This window comes from Arthrobacter ramosus (assembly GCF_039535095.1).
Taxonomy (GTDB): domain Bacteria; phylum Actinomycetota; class Actinomycetes; order Actinomycetales; family Micrococcaceae; genus Arthrobacter; species Arthrobacter ramosus.
Genome location: NZ_BAAAWN010000001.1, coordinates 3,903,005 through 3,919,531 on the forward strand (window position 1 = coordinate 3,903,005; position 16,527 = coordinate 3,919,531).

The window sequence follows — 16,527 nt, forward strand, 5'->3', positions numbered from 1 at the left end:
CCCAGGCTTAATTTCGAAGGAGAAATCAATGGCTGAGAGCCTAGGGGTCGCCGTCATCGGCGCAGGAATGGCCGGCAAGGCCCACGCGGCGGCCTACCGCGCAGCGTCCGCCCTTTACAGCCCCGTGCTTCCGCCGGTGCGCCTCGTGTCCATCGGCGATGTGAACGCAGAGTTCGGGTCCCTCGCCGCCCGACGTTTTGGCTACGAACGCAATGACACCTCATGGCAGGCGATCGCGGAAGCCGACGACATCGACGTCGTGAGTGTCGTCATCGCGAATTCCCTCCACCGCGAGGTGGTCAAGGGACTCCTGGCCGCAGGAAAGCATGTCCTCTGCGAGAAGCCGCTGAGCGACTCGATCGAGGACGCCCGCGCCATGGCGGAAGCCGCCCGCAACGCTTCCAGCATCGCGCGCATCGGCTTTACCTTCCGCCGCACGCCCGGCATTGCCTACATCCGCGACTTGATCCGCACCGGCGTCCTCGGCAAGGTGCTGCACTTCAGCGGACGCTACTGGACCGACTACGGCTTCAGCCCGTCGGCTCCCATGAGCTGGCGCTACAAGGGCGGCCCCGGTTCCGGCGCGTTGGCCGACGTCGGGAGCCACCTGGCCTACGTCTCCGAGTTCCTGTGCGGCGACATCAAGTCCATCAGCGGCGGGCGCCACAGCACCGTCATCGACAAGCGCCCCCTGCCGCTCGCCGCCGTGATGGGCCACGACCACGCCGCTGTCAGCGACACCTTTGAGGCCGTGGAGAACGACGACTACGCCGCCTTCAACGCAGAGTTCGAGAACGGCGCCGGCAGCTTCGAAGTTTCCCGCGTTGCCGCAGGCCACGCCAACAGCCTCAACTTCGAAGTGTTCTGCGAGAACGGTGCAGCCAAGTTCGACCAGCGCCGCCCCTCCGAAATCCAGCTGTTCCTCAACGATGGCTCCGGCAACGAGAACGGCTACCGCCAGGTCATCCTCGGCCCGGGCCACCCCTACATCGCCGGCGGCCTCGCAATGGACGCCCCCGAGGTTGGCTTCGGCCAGAACGACGCATTCGGCTACCAGGCCCGCGCGTTCCTCGAAGAGGTTGCCGGTTTGCCGGAATCCGAGTCGCTCCCCCGCTGCGCCACGTTCGACGAAGGCGTGCGAAACATGGAACTGCTCGGCGCTGTCACGGAATCCGCACTCAACAACGGAAAGACCATCACGCTATGAAACTCGGCGTCTACAACGCAATCCTGCACGACAGGCCGCTTCCCGAAGCCCTCAAGGTCATCGCGGATCTGGGTCTGACGGGCATCGAGATCAACACAGGCGGGTTCCTGCCTGCCGTCCACGTGCCCACCATGGACGACATCCTGGTTTCGGATGCCGCGCGGGACGACTACCTGGGCATCTTCGAGGGGACCGGCGTCGCGATCGCGGGACTGAACTGCAACGGCAACCCCTTGCACCCGAATCGCGAGATCGGCGAGAAGCATGCCGAGGACATCCGCCGCTCCATCCGGCTTGCAGAGCGTCTCGGCCAGAACCGGGTAGTGACCATGTCCGGCCTGCCTGGGGGTGAGCCTGGAGCCACCGTGACGAACTGGATCGTCAACGCCTGGAACTCGGCGGCTTTGGATGTGCTGGACTACCAATGGGACGTCGCGGCGAAGTTCTGGCGCGAGACCGACCGCCTGGCCGCTGACCATGGCGTCAAGGTGGCCCTCGAACTGCACCCGCAGAACATCGTGTTCAACACTGCCGACGTGCACAAGCTCATCGAGCTCACGGGAGCTACCCATGTGGGCGTTGAACTGGATGCTTCGCACCTGTTCTGGCAGCAGATGGATCCGGTAGCCGTGGTCCGCGAACTCGGCCCGCTGGTTTTCCAGGCAGCCGCGAAAGACGTCCGCGTCAATACCGAGAACGCCGCCCTCTACGGCGTCCTCGACAACAGCTTCCGTCGCCTCTCGCCGGACGAAAGCCGCACGAACCTCGGCGGTGACGAATGGGCAAACGAGTGGCCCAAGAACTCCGCGTGGGACTTCGTTGCGCTCGGCCGCGGGCATGACACCGCCTACTGGACCGAGTTCCTGCGTGCCCTGCATGAAGTGGACCCGAACATGCTGGTCAACATCGAGCACGAAGACACTTCCTTGGGCCGGATCGAAGGGCTCGAGGTCGCAGCCAAGGTCCTGCGGGACGCCGACGAAGCGCTCACGGCGTCGCTGAACGTGACGGCATAGCAGGTTCACGGGACAGCAAAGGAGGGCCTCATCCGAAATCGGATGGGGCCCTCCTTTGTTGTCATGCAGGGCTTTCCGTTCCCGCCCTTGGTATGCTGGATGATGAATCCATAAAATAGTCAAGCAACGGTTTGTGCTGGCGGGCAGGGAGCAGTCATGGAAGAGTTCGCGGATTTCCGGGCACCGCTGTACGAGGTGAAGGCCAATCTGTTCAAGGGACTGGCCCACCCGGTCAGGATCCGGGTCCTGGAGCTGCTGTCGGCGGCGCCCGAGGTCTCGGTGACAGAGCTTCTGGCCGCAACGGGCCTGGAGGCCTCGCACCTGTCCCAGCATCTGTCGGTACTGCGCCGATATCAGCTCGTCAAGGGAGAGCGACGGGCGCTGCAGATGTTCTACACCTTGGCGTACCCGCAGGTCGCGGAACTCCTCTCCGTGGCGAGACTGCTGCTCAACGACATGCTGCACACCACCCGGGCGCAGCTTGAGTCCTCAGAGGCGACTGCACCCGCCTCAGCCGCAGCGGCCGGCACCCGATGAAGATCCTGGTCGCGGCCCGGGCCTTCCTGCCCGCGCGGCAGGATTACGCGCTGGTGCCGCGTACCTGGAAAGGAGACCTGGTTGCCGGGGTCACCGTCGGCATCGTCGCGTTGCCGCTGGCCCTGGCGTTCGGTGTCAGTTCCGGCGCGGGCGCGGCCAGCGGACTGATCACCGCCGTAATCGCCGGCGTGATCGCGGGCGTTTTCGGAGGCTCCAATATCCAGGTCTCCGGACCTACCGGCGCAATGGTCGTGGTTCTGGGCCCGGTCATCGCCGCCCACGGGCTCGGTGCACTGGCCGCTGTCTCGGTCCTTGCCGGGGTAATAGTGGTCGCCGCCGGGCTGCTCAAACTCGGGCGGGTCGTGACGCTCCTGCCCTGGCCCGTGATCGAGGGCTTCACCGTCGGAATCGCGGTCATCATTTTCCTGCAGCAGGTCCCTGCTGCGTTCGGCACCAAGCCCGGGCCCAGCAGCAACGCCGTCATCTCGGCCATCCAGGCCATCGGCACCGTGTCACCAGCCTCGGTTCTTGCTCCGCTTGCCCTGGTAGCTCTGGTCGCGGTGATCATGGTTGCCTCACCGCGGATCCATCCCCGGATCCCGGGCTCGCTCATCGCGATCATCATCGCCACCGTGGCCGCGCAGCTCCTCGACCTGCCCGTGACCCGGATCGGCGCCCTGCCCGATTCCCTGCCGGCCCCCATGATGCCTTCCCTGGACCTGGCGACGATCACCGCGCTGGCCGGGTCCGCGGCCACGATCGCGGCCCTGGCCGCGATCGAGTCGCTGCTCTCGGCACGGGTCGGGGCGTCGATCTCCGATACCGGCCCCTACGACGCGGACCGTGAGCTCCTGGGCCAGGGCCTGGCGTCCGTCGCGTCCGGATTCTTCGGCGGCATGCCGGCCACGGGTGCCATCGCCCGCACCGCGGTGAACATTCGCTCGGGCGGCCGGACACGCCTCGCCGCCATCACCCATGCGCTGGTCCTGCTGGCCGTGGTGTACCTGGCCACCGGCCCGGTTTCCCGCATCCCCCTTGCCGCGTTGGCCGGGGTGCTGATGGTCACCGCTACACGCATGGTCTCCCTCAAAACGCTGCGCAGCGTGATCGGATCAACCCGCGCCGACACGGTCGTGTTCTTCGTCACCGCACTGATCACCGTGTCCTTCGACCTGATCGAGGCCGTGGAAATCGGGATCGCGGCCGCCGCCTTCTTCGCCCTGCGTGCCCTGGTCCGGTCCAGCGGGGTGCACCGGGAGGAAATCCCCGGCCCGGTCCACGAAGGCGACGAGCACATCGCCGTGTTCCGGCTCGACGGCGCCCTGTTCTTCGCCGCAGCCGAACGCGTCCTGGAGAGGGTCAGCGCCATCCGGAACGTCGACGTCGTGATCATCCGCATGTCACAACTGCAGATCCTGGACGCAACCGGGGCCAGAACCATCACCGACATCGTCCAGGCCCTGGAACGCCGCGGAATCACCGTGCTGATCAAAGGAATCCAGGAGCGCCACCTCCGACTCGTCACCCAGGTGGGGGTCCTGGACTCCCTTCGCCACCACAAACACCTCTTCACCGAACTAGCCCCCGCCGTGGAACACGCCCGAAGCCACGTCGCCCGCGCACGCACCGCCCGCAACCCCGGCAAGAACCCGCAACCGGTCCAGCCGCAGGCGACCCCACAGACGCCAACCTTGAAAGAAGACTAATGCCTTCCTTGAACGAAGCCAGCGCCCAAATCCGGGCCGCCCACCTGCTCGTGCGGTCCACCGAAGAGTGGGACACCCTCTCCAAAGAGTTGCTCCGGGCCTACGATCTCAAAGACATCGACAAGATCGAGATGCTCCGCGAATCCCTCCTTGCCGCCTGGAAGTCGGTCGCTCGCAACCTCCTCACCGACACGCTAAACGCCATCGATATTGCCGTGACACCGGCCGTTCACCCTTGGGGCATCGCCACCCTGGAAACCGCCGGGCGCAGCTGCGAACCGCTGGTGTCGTCCCCGGGAGAACTCCCCGCATTTCCCAAAACAACCGCCGTTTACGACAGGCCGCGACTGCTCAGCTTCGAGGAAGTCTTGGCCGGATACAACACGTGCCTGGCATCCCTGCTCCAGTAGCTGCGGCGATCTAGAGAGATCGCCGCCTCCCTTTTCAGGCGCCCCTACTGGGCCTTGGCGATGTACTTGCCCATGGTTTCCAGCTGGTAGCGGGACACCTCGTTGGCGTTATCGTCCTCGGCGAAGACGCTGGACACCATGACGGTGTTCTCCCTGTCCAGGAAGCCGATTTCCTTGAGTCCGGCGAAAAACTCATCCCAGTTGACGTCGCCGTCGCCGATCTTGAGGTGCTGGTGCACGCGGACGGCGTTGCCGGGTGGGTTGGTGATGTAGCGCAACCCGTGGGAGCCGTGGTGATCCATGGTGTCGGACACGTGGACCAGGCGCAGCTTGTCCCCCGCCGCCCGCATGATGTCGAGCGGCTTGTTGCCCATGTGGAAAGTGTGGGAGGCAACGTAGACCATGCCGATGTTGGGCGAGTTGACGCCACGGATGACGCGCAGGGCGGCGAGTCCGTCCTCCACGAAGTCGTCCGGGTGCGGATCGATGAGGACGTCCAGGCCCTCACGCTCGATGATCGGAAGAAGCTCTTCCATGGAGCGGTAGAAGGCCCTTTCGGACTCCTCAGCTTTCTCCGGCCGGCCGCTGAATTCGGTGTTCATGGTCTGCACGCCAAGATCGACCGTGATCTGGATGGCACGCTTCCAATAGCGAACGGCAGCCTCGCGTGCGTCTTCATCCGGCCCGGACCAGCGCAGCACGGGAAGCACCGAGGCGATCTCGACGTCGGCGTCCTTGCAGGCCTTCTTCAGCTGGCCGACCAGTTCGTCGTCGGCCTTGGGGTGGTTGAAGAACGGGATGAAGTCAGCGTGCGGGGTCAGCTGGAGGTATTTGTAGCCGAGATCGGCGGCTAGCCGCGGAAATTCCAGCAGATTGTGGCTGTGGTGGAACGGGGTGGGATCGAGGGCAATCTTCATCGTCACTCCTACTTGTACAGTTCAGGCTTGGTGTTGAGCTGTACCGCGACCTTTTCGCCCGACTTCTGGGCTTCGACGCCGGCTTCGCAGCAAGCAGCGGTGGCGTAGCCATCCCAGGCGGTGGGACCGCCGATTTCGCCGCGGTGTGCCGCGTCAACCCAAGCCTGGACCTCGACGTCGTACGCAGCACCGAAGCGCTCTTCGAAACCAGGGGTGACCTTACCGCCCCAGCGGCCGGCGCTGCGGACGTAAGGACCGCCGTCGCCGCCGATGCTCACAATGCCGTCCTCGAAGGACGCCTGGGTGGCGACTTCGTAGCCGAACTTGGCGTTCACGTAGATTTCGACGTCGGCCAGGACACCGGATTCGGTCTCGATCAGGACGTGCTGGGGATCGTGCTGGCCATTCGGGGCATTGCGCGTGGCCTTGCCCAGGCGGACCTGCACGGAGGTGATTTCCTCGCCGGTGAAGAAGCGGATGGCGTCGAATTCGTGGACCACGGAGTCGTTGATGAGCATCTCGTTGGTGAAGCCCGGCGGGGTGGTCGGGTTGCGGTGCTGGTGGTGCAGCATGAGCAGCTCGCCGAGTTCACGGTCGCGGATCACGGAACCCAAAGCGGCGTACTCGGCGTCGAATCGGCGCATGAAGCCCACCTGGATGCGCTTGTGGCCGAGTGCCGTTTCGGCCTGGACAACCTTCCAGGCACTCTCGGCATCCGGAGTCAGCGGCTTTTCGCAGAGGATAGGGAAGCCCTTCTCCAGCGACTTGTAGAGGATTTCCTCGTGCAGGAAGCCCGGGGTGGCGATCAGCACGGCGTTGACGTCGCCGTTGTTGAGGGCCTCTTCGGCGCTGGCGAGGGCGACGGCGCCGTCGATCCCTGCGATGGCGGCCTGCGCGCGGGCGAGGTCGACGTCGACGACGGCGGCCACTTCGGCGCCGTGGATGCGGGTGCTGAGCCGCTTGATGTGGTCGGCGCCCATGCGGCCTGCGCCGATGACGGCCACGCGGAGAATGTCAGTCAATGTTCTGTCCTTAGGTATCTGGGCTGCTGTGCTACTGCACAGTAGTGCGAGAGCCGCACGAGAGCAGGTAGTTGCGGGTGCGCTTGGCGATGGGCATGGGGACGTCGAAGGACACGGGGTACATGTCCTGTTCGACGATGCCAAAGATCGGGCGGTTGAGTCCTTCAACGGCTTCGATGACTGCACGCAGGTCCGGGAGGCCGTTCGGCGGTTCGGTCATGACACCGGCCAGGTTGGCTGCCGCCCAGGTCATGTTTTCCTCGTTGACCTGTCTCAGGACGTCCGGGTTGATCTGCTTCAGGTGCAGGTAGCCGATGCGGTCCGGGTAATTCTTGATCAGTTCCAGGCTGGAGGCTCCGCAGTATTCCGCGTGTCCGGTGTCCAGGCACAGGTTCAGGTACTGGGGATCGGTGGACGCCAGGAGCGTTTCGATGTCCGCCTGCGCCCCGACATGTGAATCGGCGTGCGAGTGGAACTGCTGCTTGAGGCCGAAGTCTTCCAGCAGGGTTTTGCCCAGACGGTTGTGGCCGGAGAACAGGTCGCTCCAGGCTTTCTCGGTGAGCTCCCCGCTCTCCACTGCTTCCCCGGTGACGTCGTCGCGCCACATGGCCGGGATGACCACGATGTGCTCGCCGCCCATGGCGGCCGTGAGCTCGGCTACCTTACGGGCAGGTTCCCAGGCGGTCTCCCATTGGTCCAGCCCGCGGTGGAAGGCCGTGAAGACCGTTCCTGCCGTGACCTTGAGGTCGCGCTGCTTGAGTTCCTCGGCGAGGCGGGCGGGATCGTTCGGCAAGTAACCGTAGGGGCCAAGTTCGATCCACTTGTAGCCGGACTCGGCCACCTCGTCCAGGAAGCGCTCCCAAGGGGTTTGCTTGGGGTCATCCGCGAACCAGACGCCCCAGGAGTCCGGGGCCGTGCCGATGATGAGTTTGTTCTCTGTCATTTCTCAATCCTTGTTCGAACGGCTCTCCTCCGGCCCAACTGACTCGCATTTGTTGTCGTTATGAGGGCTCATAACGACAACTACTGCGAGCTAGTTGGGTGGCGGGGACTTAGTTGGAGGGGAAGTTGTAGGAGGCGCCGGAGGCGTGGGTGGGTTCGGGCCAGCGGGAGGTGACGACCTTGCCGCGGGTGTAGAAGGAGACGCCTTCGGGGCCGTAGATGTGCTTGTCGCCGAAGAGCGAGGCCTTCCAGCCGCCGAAGGAGTGGTAGGCCACGGGGACCGGAAGGGGCACGTTGATCCCTACCATGCCCACGGTGACGGAGCGCTGGAACTTGCGGGCGTTCGCTCCGGAGGAGGTGAAGATGGCGGTGCCGTTGCCGTAGGGGTTGGCGTTGATGAGCCTGATGCCTTCGTCCAGGTCCTCCACCCGGACGACGACGAGGACGGGTCCGAAGATTTCCTCGGTGTAGGCGCTCATGCCGGTCTTGACGTGGTCGATCACGGTGGGCCCGACCCAGAAGCCGTCTTCGTGGCCGGGGACCACGAGGTCGCGGCCGTCCACGACCATCGCCGCTCCGGCGGCTTCGGCTTCGGTGACGATCCGCACGATGCGTTCCTTGGAGGCCGGGGTGATGACCGGTCCCATTTCGGCGTCGGGCTCGGTGCCGTTCTTGACCTTCACCGCGAGGGCGCGTTCCTCGACCTTCTTGACCAGCAGCTCCGCGGCCTCCCCGACGGCGACCGCGACGGAGATGGCCATGCAGCGTTCGCCCGCGGAACCGAACGCGGCCGCGGCCAGGTGGTCGGCGGCGTTGTCCAGGTCGGCGTCGGGCATGATGATCGCGTGGTTCTTCGCCCCGCCCAGGGCCTGGACCCGTTTGCCGTGCCGGGTCGCGGTCTCGTGGACGTACCTGGCGATCGGGGTGGAGCCGACGAAGGAGATGCCGTCCACGTCCGGGTGGGTCAGGAGCCCGTCGACGGTTTCCTTGTCCCCGTGCAGGACCTGGAACACGCCGTCGGGCAGGCCGGCCTGCTTCCACAGCCTGGCCAGCAGTATCGAGGCGGAAGGGGCGCGTTCGGAGGGCTTGAGGATGAACGCGTTGCCGGTGGCGATCGCCATCGGCGCCATCCACAGCGGCACCATGACGGGGAAGTTGAACGGGGTGATGCCGGCGACGACGCCGAGCGGCTCGCGGAAGGAGAACACGTCGATGCCGGTGGAGACCTGGTCCGAGTAGTCGCCCTTGAGCAGGGTCGGGATGCCGCAGGCGAATTCGATGACCTCCAGGCCGCGGCCGATCGCGCCCTTGGCGTCGGAAATGACCTTGCCGTGCTCGGCGGTGACCAGGGCCGCGAGTTCGTCCACGTGCGCGGCGACCAGTTCGCGGAACTTGAACAACACGGCGGTGCGCCTGGCCAGGGAGAAATCGCCCCACTTTTCCGCCGCGGCCTTCGCCGCGGCAACCGTGGCGTCCAGATCGGCCCGGTTCGCGAGCCGCAGCTCCGCGGTCACGGCGCCCGTGGCCGGGTTGTAGACCGGCTGGCTGCGGTCGCCGGAGCCGGCGGTTTCAACACCGTTGATGAAATGCTTGATGGTGGTCAGGGTGGTCGTCGTCGACATGTGCGGACTTCCTTGTCTGTGGCTTTGAAGAGGTCTGAAGCTTGAGGGGGTTAGCCGAGCAGCTTGCGCTGGCGGTTTTTGTGGTCTGTGTACGTCTGGTAGGCCTGCTGGGTGGATTCGAGTTCGGAGACTTGCGAGACGGGAACGTCCCACCAGGATTCGGAGCTCGGGGCGTCCAGCAGGGGATCCGATTCGACGTGGATGACGATCGGTCCGGTTTCTTCCGGTGCCGCTTTCGCGTCGCGGATCGCTTGTTCGAGTTCGGCGATGACCTTCTCGCCCGGTTCGATCCGGATCACCTTCGCGCCGAGGGACTCGGCGTTGAGGGCCAGGTCGATGGGCAGGTTCTCGCCAGCGTCGAAGGAGTGCTGTTCCTTGTCCAGGACCCGATACTGGGTGCCGAAACGCTGCGAGCCCAGAGATTCGGAGAGCGAACCGATGGAGGCGTAACCGTGGTTCTGGATCAGGACGACGATCAGTTTGATGCGTTCGGCGACGGCGGTGACCAGTTCGGTGTGCATCATCAGGTAGGAGCCGTCCCCCACCATGACCACGACGTCGCGGTCCTTGCCGCCCGCGACGGCCTCGGCCAACGCGGCGCGCTTGACGCCCAGGCCACCTGGGATTTCGTAGCCCATGCAGGAGTAGGCGTATTCCACGTGGTAGCCGAACGGATCCCGGACGCGCCACATCTTGTGCAGGTCACCGGGCAGGGAACCGGCGGCGCAAATGACAACGTCCTGCTCATCCATGGCCCGGTTGGTGGCGCCGATGATCTCGTTCTGGGCCGGAAGCGGCGTGTGGCGGGTGTCGAAGGCTTCGTCCACGATACCGTCCCAGCGCTTCTTCTCGTCCGCGATCTTCTGCTCGAGGTCCGCGCCGACACGGTAGCCGCCGAGCGCCTGGTTCAGCTTGACGAGGGCCTTGCGGGCGTCGGCGACGATCGGCAGCACGGTGCCGTGCTTGTACGCGTCGATCGCCGCCACGTTGATGTTCACGAACTTTACGTCGGGGTTCTGGAACGCAGTGCGCGACGCCGTCGTGAAGTCCTCGTAACGGGTACCGATGCCGATGATCAAGTCAGCCTCGGCAGCGATCGCGTTCGCCGCCGTCGTGCCCGTGGAGCCGATGGCTCCGAGCGAGAACTGGTGGTCCCACGGCAGGACGCCGACGCCGGCCTGGGTGTTGCCCACCGGAATGCCGGTCAGTTCGGCGAACTTGGCGAGTTCCTCGTTGGCGAAGGCGTAGAGGACGCCGCCCCCGGCGATGATTAGCGGACGCTTCGCGGCACGGATGGCTTCGGCCGCGCGGCGGATGTCGTCGTCGTCGGCTTCGGGCCGGCGGATCCGCCACTCACGCTCGGCCAGGAATTCTTCCGGGACATCCAAGGCCTCGGCCTGGACATCCTGCGGCAGCGAAATGGTCACGGCGCCGGTCTCGGCCGGGTCCGTCAGGACGCGCAAGCCGTGGTGGAACGCCGAGAACAACTGCTCGGGCCGGGACACCCGGTCGAAGAACTTCGAGAGCGGACGGAAGGCGTCGTTGACCGTGATGTCGTAGGCGTAGGGCAGCTCGAGCTGCTGCAGCACCGGGTCAGCCGCGCGAGTGGCGAAGGTGTCGCTCGGCAGCAGCAGCACCGGCAGCCGGTTGGTGGTGGCCAGGGCCGCACCCGTCAGCAAGTTCGAGGAACCCGGGCCGATCGAGGTGCTGATCGCGAAGGTCTGCCGGCGGCGGGTGTGCCGGGCGTAGCCGACAGCCTGGTGCGCCTGGGCCTGCTCGTTGCGGCCTTGGTAGTACGGCATGATCGCCGGATCAAGCTGCTGGTACTGCTTGAGGGCCTGGCCGACGCCGGCGACGTTGCCGTGTCCGAAGATCCCGAAGGTGCCCGGGATCAGGCGCTCCCGGTACTCGCTCCCGCCGATGGTGTCCACCGTGTACTGCTTGGACAGGAACTCGACAACCGCCTGGGCGACCGTCATTCTGCGCGTTGACATTACTCTTACTCCGATACTTTCGCAGGTGTCTTCAGCAGCTCTGTCGTCTTCAAGAGCGAGGCGGCGGTGGCCACGGCTCCGGCAACATCCCCGTCGGCCGGATACAGAAGGGTCCGTCCCACAGTCAATCCTTGGACTCCGGGCAGGGCAAGCGCTGCCTGCCAGCTGGCGAAGACCTCATCCTGGCCCGCATCCGGATCTCCGCCCAACAGGACCGTGGGCAGCGTGGTGGCGGCCATGACGCGTTCCATCTCCGCCACGACCGGGAGCTTCATCCAGGTGTAGGCGCTCGTGGAACCCAGGCCCTGCGCAATCGCGACCGACTTGATCACGGCGTCCGGGGAAAGATCGTTGCGGACCTTGCCGTTCGCCTCACGGACGGACAGAAAAGGCTCCACCATCGCGATGAGCTTGCGCGCGGCGAGGGAGTCTACGGCTTTGGCTGTGGCTTCCAGGATCGACGCCGTGTCCGGGTCCCCGAGGCAGATCCGGGTGAGCATCTTCCCGCCATCGGCACCGAGGGCGTCCAGGGCGGCTGCGGTGTGGCCCGTGAAGCGGTCATCGATTTCGTTGACCAGCCCGGCGAGGCCGCCGCGGTTCATCGAGCCGAAAACAAGCTTGACCTCAAGGGCGCCGAGCAGGAGCAGATCGTCCATGATGTCCGGCGAGGCCAGGACACCGTCGACGGCGGGATTCGCCAAAGCGATCTGCAGCCGGTCCAAAAGATCGCGGCGGTCCGCCATGGCCACCGGGTCCGAACCGACGCTCAGGGCGCCGCGGGCCGGGTGGTCGGCGGCCACGATGAAGTTCTGGGTCCCGTACTTCAGGCCCGGGTGGCGGCGACGTGCGGCAGCGGCGCGGGCAACGGCGTCGGGATCTTCAAGCCGGATGGCACTGAGGTGCTCGTAACGGCGGGGGTCATCATTGAAGCTCAACGTGTTGCTCCTTCGGAAACTGCTGCGTGGGAAGCTGCTGCCTCGGTGCCGGCGGCGCCGGCCGGGGTCAGGCGGCCGCGTTCGGCGAGCAACGAGGTGACTTCCTCCGGCGTCGGCATCGCGTCGGCGCAGGAGACGCGGGAGGCGACGATCGCGCCTGCGGCATTGGCGTAGTCCAGGATCTGGGCCAAAGGCCAGCCGGACAGCAGGCCGTGGCAGAAGGCGCCGCCGAAGGAGTCGCCGGCGCCCAGGCCGTTGACGGTCTCGACGGGAACAGGAGCAGAGACAACGCGTTCGGTGCGGGTCTTGGCCATGACACCTTCGGGGCCGAGCTTGACGACGGCGATCTCGACGCCGGCGGCCAGGAGGCGGTCGGCCTGCTCGTCCGGGGTTCCCTCGCCTACTGCGACGGCACATTCCTTGTCATTGCCGATGGCCACCGTGACGTGCGGGAGGATCTTGGCGACCTCTGCCCGGGCCTCATCCTCGGACGCCCAGAACATGGGGCGGTAGTCCAGGTCCAGGATGGTGTACTGGCCCTCGCCCAGTCCGGTGCGGGGCCGGGCTTCGTGCGCCGCGAGGTGGGCGGAACGGCTGGGCTCCTGGCAGAGACCGGTCACGGTGGACCAGAAGATGCCGGCGCCCTTGATGGCCTCCAGGTCGAGTTCCTCAGCCTTGATCTGCAGGTCCGGCGCCGTCGGGAAACGGCCGTAGAAGTACAACGGGAAGTCGTGCGGAGGCTGGATAGCGCAGAACGTGGCCGGGGTCTGAAGGCCCGGCACCGGGGTGACGAATGCGTCGTCGACCTTGAACTTGCGCAGCTCGCGGTGCAGGTAGATGCCGAAGGGGTCATCACCCGTTCGCGTAATCACGCCGGATCGGCGGCCGTGGCGGGCGGCGGCAACAGCCACGTTGGACGGCGAGCCGCCAAGATACTTGCCGAAGGACTGCACGTCCTCCAGTCCCACACCGATGTCGTTCGGGTAGATATCAACGCTGATGCGCCCGATGGTGAGCAGTTCGTGGGTCACGGTGATCGCGGACCTTTCTGTAGTGAACTCTTCTTGCGGGACGGTGAGAGCTCCGGTGCTTTTGCCGGCCCGCAGTGAGCGGGGCCACAACCACTACTTTGCACCAGAATTCATGTCCTGTCAAAGGTTTGTACTGACATATTTACAACGAAACGTAATGGCCTAAACCACGCGGTGAGTTAGGCTTGAATCCGCCCCGAAACACCGGACTTACCGTGCGGGAACGGCAAGCTCGCCAGTGACATACTGGGCGCGGCCAAAGCCGAAGGACCAGTCATCGGCACTGTTTTCCACATACCCAAGGAAGACATCCTCACCGGCGACACCTATCTCGCCGAGCCCGGCGGCGATGGCGGCGAACAGGGACTGCTTGGCTTCGCGACTCCGCCCGCCCTGGGTGAATATCTGGATCATGACCACGCCGGTACTTCGTTCGAAACCGAGGCCGGCATCCTGCGCAACAATCTGGCCTGCGGGATGCTCAGTGATGATGTGGAAGTAGTCACGCTCGGGGATGCCGTACTCGGCGAGGATGGCATCGTGGATTCGCTTGCTAAGGTCACCGAGCTGCCCTGGTGTGCGGCCTTCGTTGACATCAATGCGGACGAGGGGCATCTGCTCTCCTTGAATAGTTTGTCCTGACATACTAACAAACTATCGAATCGCATCACAAGAGGGCGGCCCTGACGCCCCTCCCACATGGACGCTCGCTCACATATATGGCCTTAACCACCAACGCTCGCTCACCTATCCGGCTTTAACCGCCAACGCTCGCTCACAAGATGTGAGCGAGCGTCGGGCCAAAAGCCTTCAAAGGTGAGCGAGCGTTTGTGAAAAGGCCGCCAAAGGTGAGCGAGCGTTTGTCGTGGCAACGCCCGCCCGGCCGTCCAACAGTTAAACAACGACGGCGCCCGTCACCTTCACGTGGAAGGTGACGGGCGCCATCCCCAGACGCTCCCACCGCTCGCAAGCTCGCGGCGGGTCCCTCGCGTCCGTGGGCCCTGATTTGGTGTTGTGTCCTAGAGGGTTGCGAAGACCTCGCGGAGGAGCTTGGCGGTCTCGGACGGCGTCTTGCCGACCTTCACGCCCGCAGCTTCGAGAGCTTCCTTCTTGGCCTGTGCCGTACCCGCGGAACCGGAAACGATGGCGCCTGCGTGGCCCATGGTCTTGCCCTCGGGGGCGGTGAAGCCTGCAACGTAGCCGACAACCGGCTTGGTGACGTTGGCCTTGATGAAGTCGGCTGCGCGCTCTTCGGCGTCGCCACCGATTTCGCCGATCATGACGATGGCCTTGGTCTCCGGGTCAGCCTCGAACGCAGCCAGGGCGTCGATGTGCGTGGTACCGATGACGGGGTCGCCACCGATGCCGATGGCGGTGGAGAAGCCTAGGTCGCGCAGTTCGTACATCATCTGGTAGGTCAAGGTACCGGACTTGGAGACCAAGCCGATGGGGCCCTTGCCCGTGATGTTTGCCGGGGTGATGCCAACCAGGGCTTCGCCCGGGGTGATGATGCCGGGGCAGTTCGGCCCGATGATGCGGGTGATCTGCTTGCCGTCAGTGTCCACCGTGGCCTGTGCGAGTGCCCAGAACTCGGCGGAGTCCTGAACCGGCACGCCTTCGGTGATGACAACAACCAGGCCGATGCCTGCTTCGATGGCTTCGACGACGGCGGACTTGGTGAATGCCGGCGGAACGAAGACGATCGAGACGTCGGCGCCGGTCTCCGCAATGGCTTCCTTGACAGTGCCGAAGACGGTGATTTCTTTGTCGCCGTGCAGCACGGTGGTGCCGGCCTTACGGGCGTTGACGCCACCGACGATGTTGGTGCCGGCCTTGAGCATCAGGGCGGTGTGTTTGGTGCCTTCGCCGCCGGTGATGCCCTGGACGATGACCTTGGAGTCCTTGTTCAGATAAATAGACATTGTGAGGTCCCTTTACTTCGCTGCGTTGGCGAGCTCGGCGGCCTTGTCGGCGCCCTCGTCCATGGTGGCTGCCAGGGTAACCAGCGGGTGGTTGGCCTCGGCCAGGATGCGGCGGCCCTCTTCGACATTGTTGCCATCGAGACGGACAACCAACGGCTTGTTGGCATGGACACCAAGCTCGGCCAGTGCACCGACGATGCCCTTTGCCACGGCGTCACACGCGGTGATGCCGCCGAAGACGTTCACGAAAACGCTCTTGACCTGCTCGTCACCGAGGATGACGTCCAGGCCGGCGGCCATGACCTCAGCGGAGGCTCCACCGCCGATGTCCAGGAAGTTGGCCGGCTTGACGTTGCCGTGGTTTTCGCCTGCGTAAGCCACGACGTCGAGGGTGGACATCACAAGACCGGCGCCGTTGCCGATGATGCCAACCGAGCCGTCAAGCTTCACGTAGTTGAGGTCCTGCGCCTTGGCCTTGGCCTCGAGCGGGTCAGCCGCGTCCTTGTCCTCAAGGTGAGCGTGCTTGGGGTGGCGGAAGCCGGCGTTCTCGTCCAGCGAGACCTTGCCGTCAAGGGCAACGATGTCGCCAGCGCCGGTCTTGACCAAGGGGTTGACCTCAACAAGGGTTGCGTCTTCCTTCTTGAAGACGTCCCAGAGCTTCAGGATGACGGAAGCAACCTTGCCACGCAGTTCCTCGGGGAAACCAGCAGCGGCAACGATTTCGTCGGCCTTGGCCTGGTCGATTCCGACGGCGGGATCGATGGCGACCTTGGCGAGTGCCTCGGGGCGCTCAACAGCAAGCTGCTCGATTTCCATGCCACCTTCAACCGAGCACATGGCCAGGTAGTTGCGGTTGGCCCGGTCCAGCAGGACGGAGAAGTAGTATTCCTCAGCAATGTCGGCGCCTTGGGCGATCATGACCTTGTTGACGGTGTGGCCCTTGATGTCCATGCCAAGGATGTTGGTGGCGTGCTCAAGCGCTTCGTCAGCGGACTTTGCGACCTTGACACCGCCAGCCTTGCCACGGCCACCGACCTTTACCTGCGCCTTGACGACGGTCACGCCGCCGATGTTCTCGGCAGCAGCCTTTGCTTCTTCAGGAGTGTGCGCCACGATGCCGGCGAGCACGGGTACACCGTGCGCTTCGAACATATCGCGCGCCTGATATTCAAACAGGTCCACGGTTTAGTGTCCTTCTACGTCGAAGTAGTTTCTGTACAGCCGGAAACCACGGTGACCGCGAAAACCGGCTGCGGATAGGTGCGC

At 64.9% G+C, this 16,527-nt stretch carries 15 protein-coding genes; 5 read left to right on the plus strand and 10 right to left on the minus strand.

Annotated features, from left to right (window positions below):
• Window positions 1–28 precede the first annotated feature (28 nt).
• From ABD742_RS17975 to ABD742_RS17995, 5 genes are all read left to right on the plus strand, one after another.
• On the plus strand, window positions 29–1,207 hold the full coding sequence (locus ABD742_RS17975) for a Gfo/Idh/MocA family protein (RefSeq protein ID WP_234753188.1): 1,179 nt from the start codon (window positions 29–31) through the stop codon (window positions 1,205–1,207).
• Entirely contained in the window at window positions 1,204–2,223 is a 1,020-nt protein-coding gene (locus tag ABD742_RS17980; protein WP_234753187.1) for a sugar phosphate isomerase/epimerase family protein, read from the plus strand. The genes ABD742_RS17975 and ABD742_RS17980 overlap by 4 nt, the downstream gene beginning before the upstream one ends.
• A gap of 156 nt (window positions 2,224–2,379) precedes the next feature.
• Complete coding sequence (locus ABD742_RS17985; RefSeq protein ID WP_234753186.1) at window positions 2,380–2,760, plus strand: ArsR/SmtB family transcription factor; 381 nt, start codon at window positions 2,380–2,382, stop codon at window positions 2,758–2,760.
• Entirely contained in the window at window positions 2,757–4,466 is a 1,710-nt protein-coding gene (locus ABD742_RS17990; protein WP_234753185.1) for a SulP family inorganic anion transporter, read from the plus strand. Before ABD742_RS17985 ends, ABD742_RS17990 begins: the two co-directional genes overlap by 4 nt.
• Window positions 4,466–4,876 carry a hypothetical protein gene (locus ABD742_RS17995; RefSeq protein WP_234753184.1) on the plus strand — a complete coding sequence of 137 codons (411 nt, stop codon included), beginning with the start codon at window positions 4,466–4,468 and terminating at the stop codon, window positions 4,874–4,876. Before ABD742_RS17990 ends, ABD742_RS17995 begins: the two co-directional genes overlap by 1 nt.
• Before the next feature lie 44 nt (window positions 4,877–4,920).
• On the opposite strand, the gene ABD742_RS18000 is transcribed toward ABD742_RS17995, so the two are convergent.
• The 10 genes from ABD742_RS18000 to sucC all read right to left on the minus strand — a co-directional run bounded on the left by ABD742_RS18000 (window position 4,921) and on the right by sucC (window position 16,443).
• Window positions 4,921–5,793 (minus strand): sugar phosphate isomerase/epimerase family protein, encoded by an 873-nt coding sequence (locus tag ABD742_RS18000; protein ID WP_234753183.1) that lies wholly within the window; start codon window positions 5,791–5,793, stop codon window positions 4,921–4,923.
• Between the two features lie 8 nt (window positions 5,794–5,801).
• Window positions 5,802–6,815, minus strand: a complete 1,014-nt coding sequence (locus ABD742_RS18005; RefSeq protein ID WP_234753182.1) for a Gfo/Idh/MocA family protein — start codon at window positions 6,813–6,815, stop codon at window positions 5,802–5,804.
• Between the two features lie 31 nt (window positions 6,816–6,846).
• Window positions 6,847–7,758: a sugar phosphate isomerase/epimerase family protein gene (locus tag ABD742_RS18010; protein WP_234753181.1), complete on the minus strand. Its 912-nt coding sequence runs from the start codon at window positions 7,756–7,758 to the stop codon at window positions 6,847–6,849.
• A gap of 109 nt (window positions 7,759–7,867) precedes the next feature.
• The gene (locus ABD742_RS18015; protein WP_344788684.1) at window positions 7,868–9,379 is read right to left on the minus strand and encodes a CoA-acylating methylmalonate-semialdehyde dehydrogenase; all 1,512 of its coding nucleotides are present in this window, start codon (window positions 9,377–9,379) and stop codon (window positions 7,868–7,870) included.
• 50 nt (window positions 9,380–9,429) lie between these two features.
• Window positions 9,430–11,358, minus strand: coding sequence for a 3D-(3,5/4)-trihydroxycyclohexane-1,2-dione acylhydrolase (decyclizing) (iolD, locus tag ABD742_RS18020; protein ID WP_234751610.1), 1,929 nt, complete (start codon window positions 11,356–11,358; stop codon window positions 9,430–9,432).
• A 20-nt stretch (window positions 11,359–11,378) separates the two neighbouring features.
• Window positions 11,379–12,308, minus strand: a complete 930-nt coding sequence (locus tag ABD742_RS18025) for a Cgl0159 family (beta/alpha)8-fold protein (RefSeq protein WP_234751602.1) — start codon at window positions 12,306–12,308, stop codon at window positions 11,379–11,381.
• Entirely contained in the window at window positions 12,305–13,339 is a 1,035-nt protein-coding gene (iolC, locus tag ABD742_RS18030) for a 5-dehydro-2-deoxygluconokinase (RefSeq protein WP_234751601.1), read from the minus strand. Before iolC ends, ABD742_RS18025 begins: the two co-directional genes overlap by 4 nt.
• A 210-nt stretch (window positions 13,340–13,549) precedes the next feature.
• Window positions 13,550–13,954 carry a tautomerase family protein gene (locus ABD742_RS18035; protein ID WP_234751600.1) on the minus strand — a complete coding sequence of 135 codons (405 nt, stop codon included), beginning with the start codon at window positions 13,952–13,954 and terminating at the stop codon, window positions 13,550–13,552.
• A 404-nt stretch (window positions 13,955–14,358) separates the two neighbouring features.
• Entirely contained in the window at window positions 14,359–15,261 is a 903-nt protein-coding gene (sucD, locus tag ABD742_RS18040) for a succinate--CoA ligase subunit alpha (protein ID WP_234751599.1), read from the minus strand.
• A gap of 12 nt (window positions 15,262–15,273) precedes the next feature.
• A complete protein-coding gene (gene sucC, locus ABD742_RS18045; protein WP_234751598.1) occupies window positions 15,274–16,443 on the minus strand; it encodes an ADP-forming succinate--CoA ligase subunit beta in 1,170 nt (389 codons plus the stop codon).
• Window positions 16,444–16,527 lie beyond the last annotated feature (84 nt).

Bases quoted from the DNA above. Each gene is read 5' to 3' on its own strand.
- ABD742_RS18000 (WP_234753183.1), bottom strand. From the start codon at position 5,793: ATGAAGATTGCCCTCGATCCCACCCCGTTCCACCACAGCCACAATCTG.
- ABD742_RS17995 (WP_234753184.1), top strand. From the start codon at position 4,466: ATGCCTTCCTTGAACGAAGCCAGCGCCCAAATCCGGGCCGCCCACCTG.
- ABD742_RS18010 (WP_234753181.1), bottom strand. From the start codon at position 7,758: ATGACAGAGAACAAACTCATCATCGGCACGGCCCCGGACTCCTGGGGC.
- ABD742_RS17975 (WP_234753188.1), top strand. From the start codon at position 29: ATGGCTGAGAGCCTAGGGGTCGCCGTCATCGGCGCAGGAATGGCCGGC.
- ABD742_RS17985 (WP_234753186.1), top strand. From the start codon at position 2,380: ATGGAAGAGTTCGCGGATTTCCGGGCACCGCTGTACGAGGTGAAGGCC.
- sucD (WP_234751599.1), bottom strand. From the start codon at position 15,261: ATGTCTATTTATCTGAACAAGGACTCCAAGGTCATCGTCCAGGGCATC.
- ABD742_RS17990 (WP_234753185.1), top strand. From the start codon at position 2,757: ATGAAGATCCTGGTCGCGGCCCGGGCCTTCCTGCCCGCGCGGCAGGAT.
- ABD742_RS18015 (WP_344788684.1), bottom strand. From the start codon at position 9,379: ATGTCGACGACGACCACCCTGACCACCATCAAGCATTTCATCAACGGT.
- iolD (WP_234751610.1), bottom strand. From the start codon at position 11,358: ATGACGGTCGCCCAGGCGGTTGTCGAGTTCCTGTCCAAGCAGTACACG.
- ABD742_RS17980 (WP_234753187.1), top strand. From the start codon at position 1,204: ATGAAACTCGGCGTCTACAACGCAATCCTGCACGACAGGCCGCTTCCC.
- ABD742_RS18035 (WP_234751600.1), bottom strand. From the start codon at position 13,954: ATGCCCCTCGTCCGCATTGATGTCAACGAAGGCCGCACACCAGGGCAG.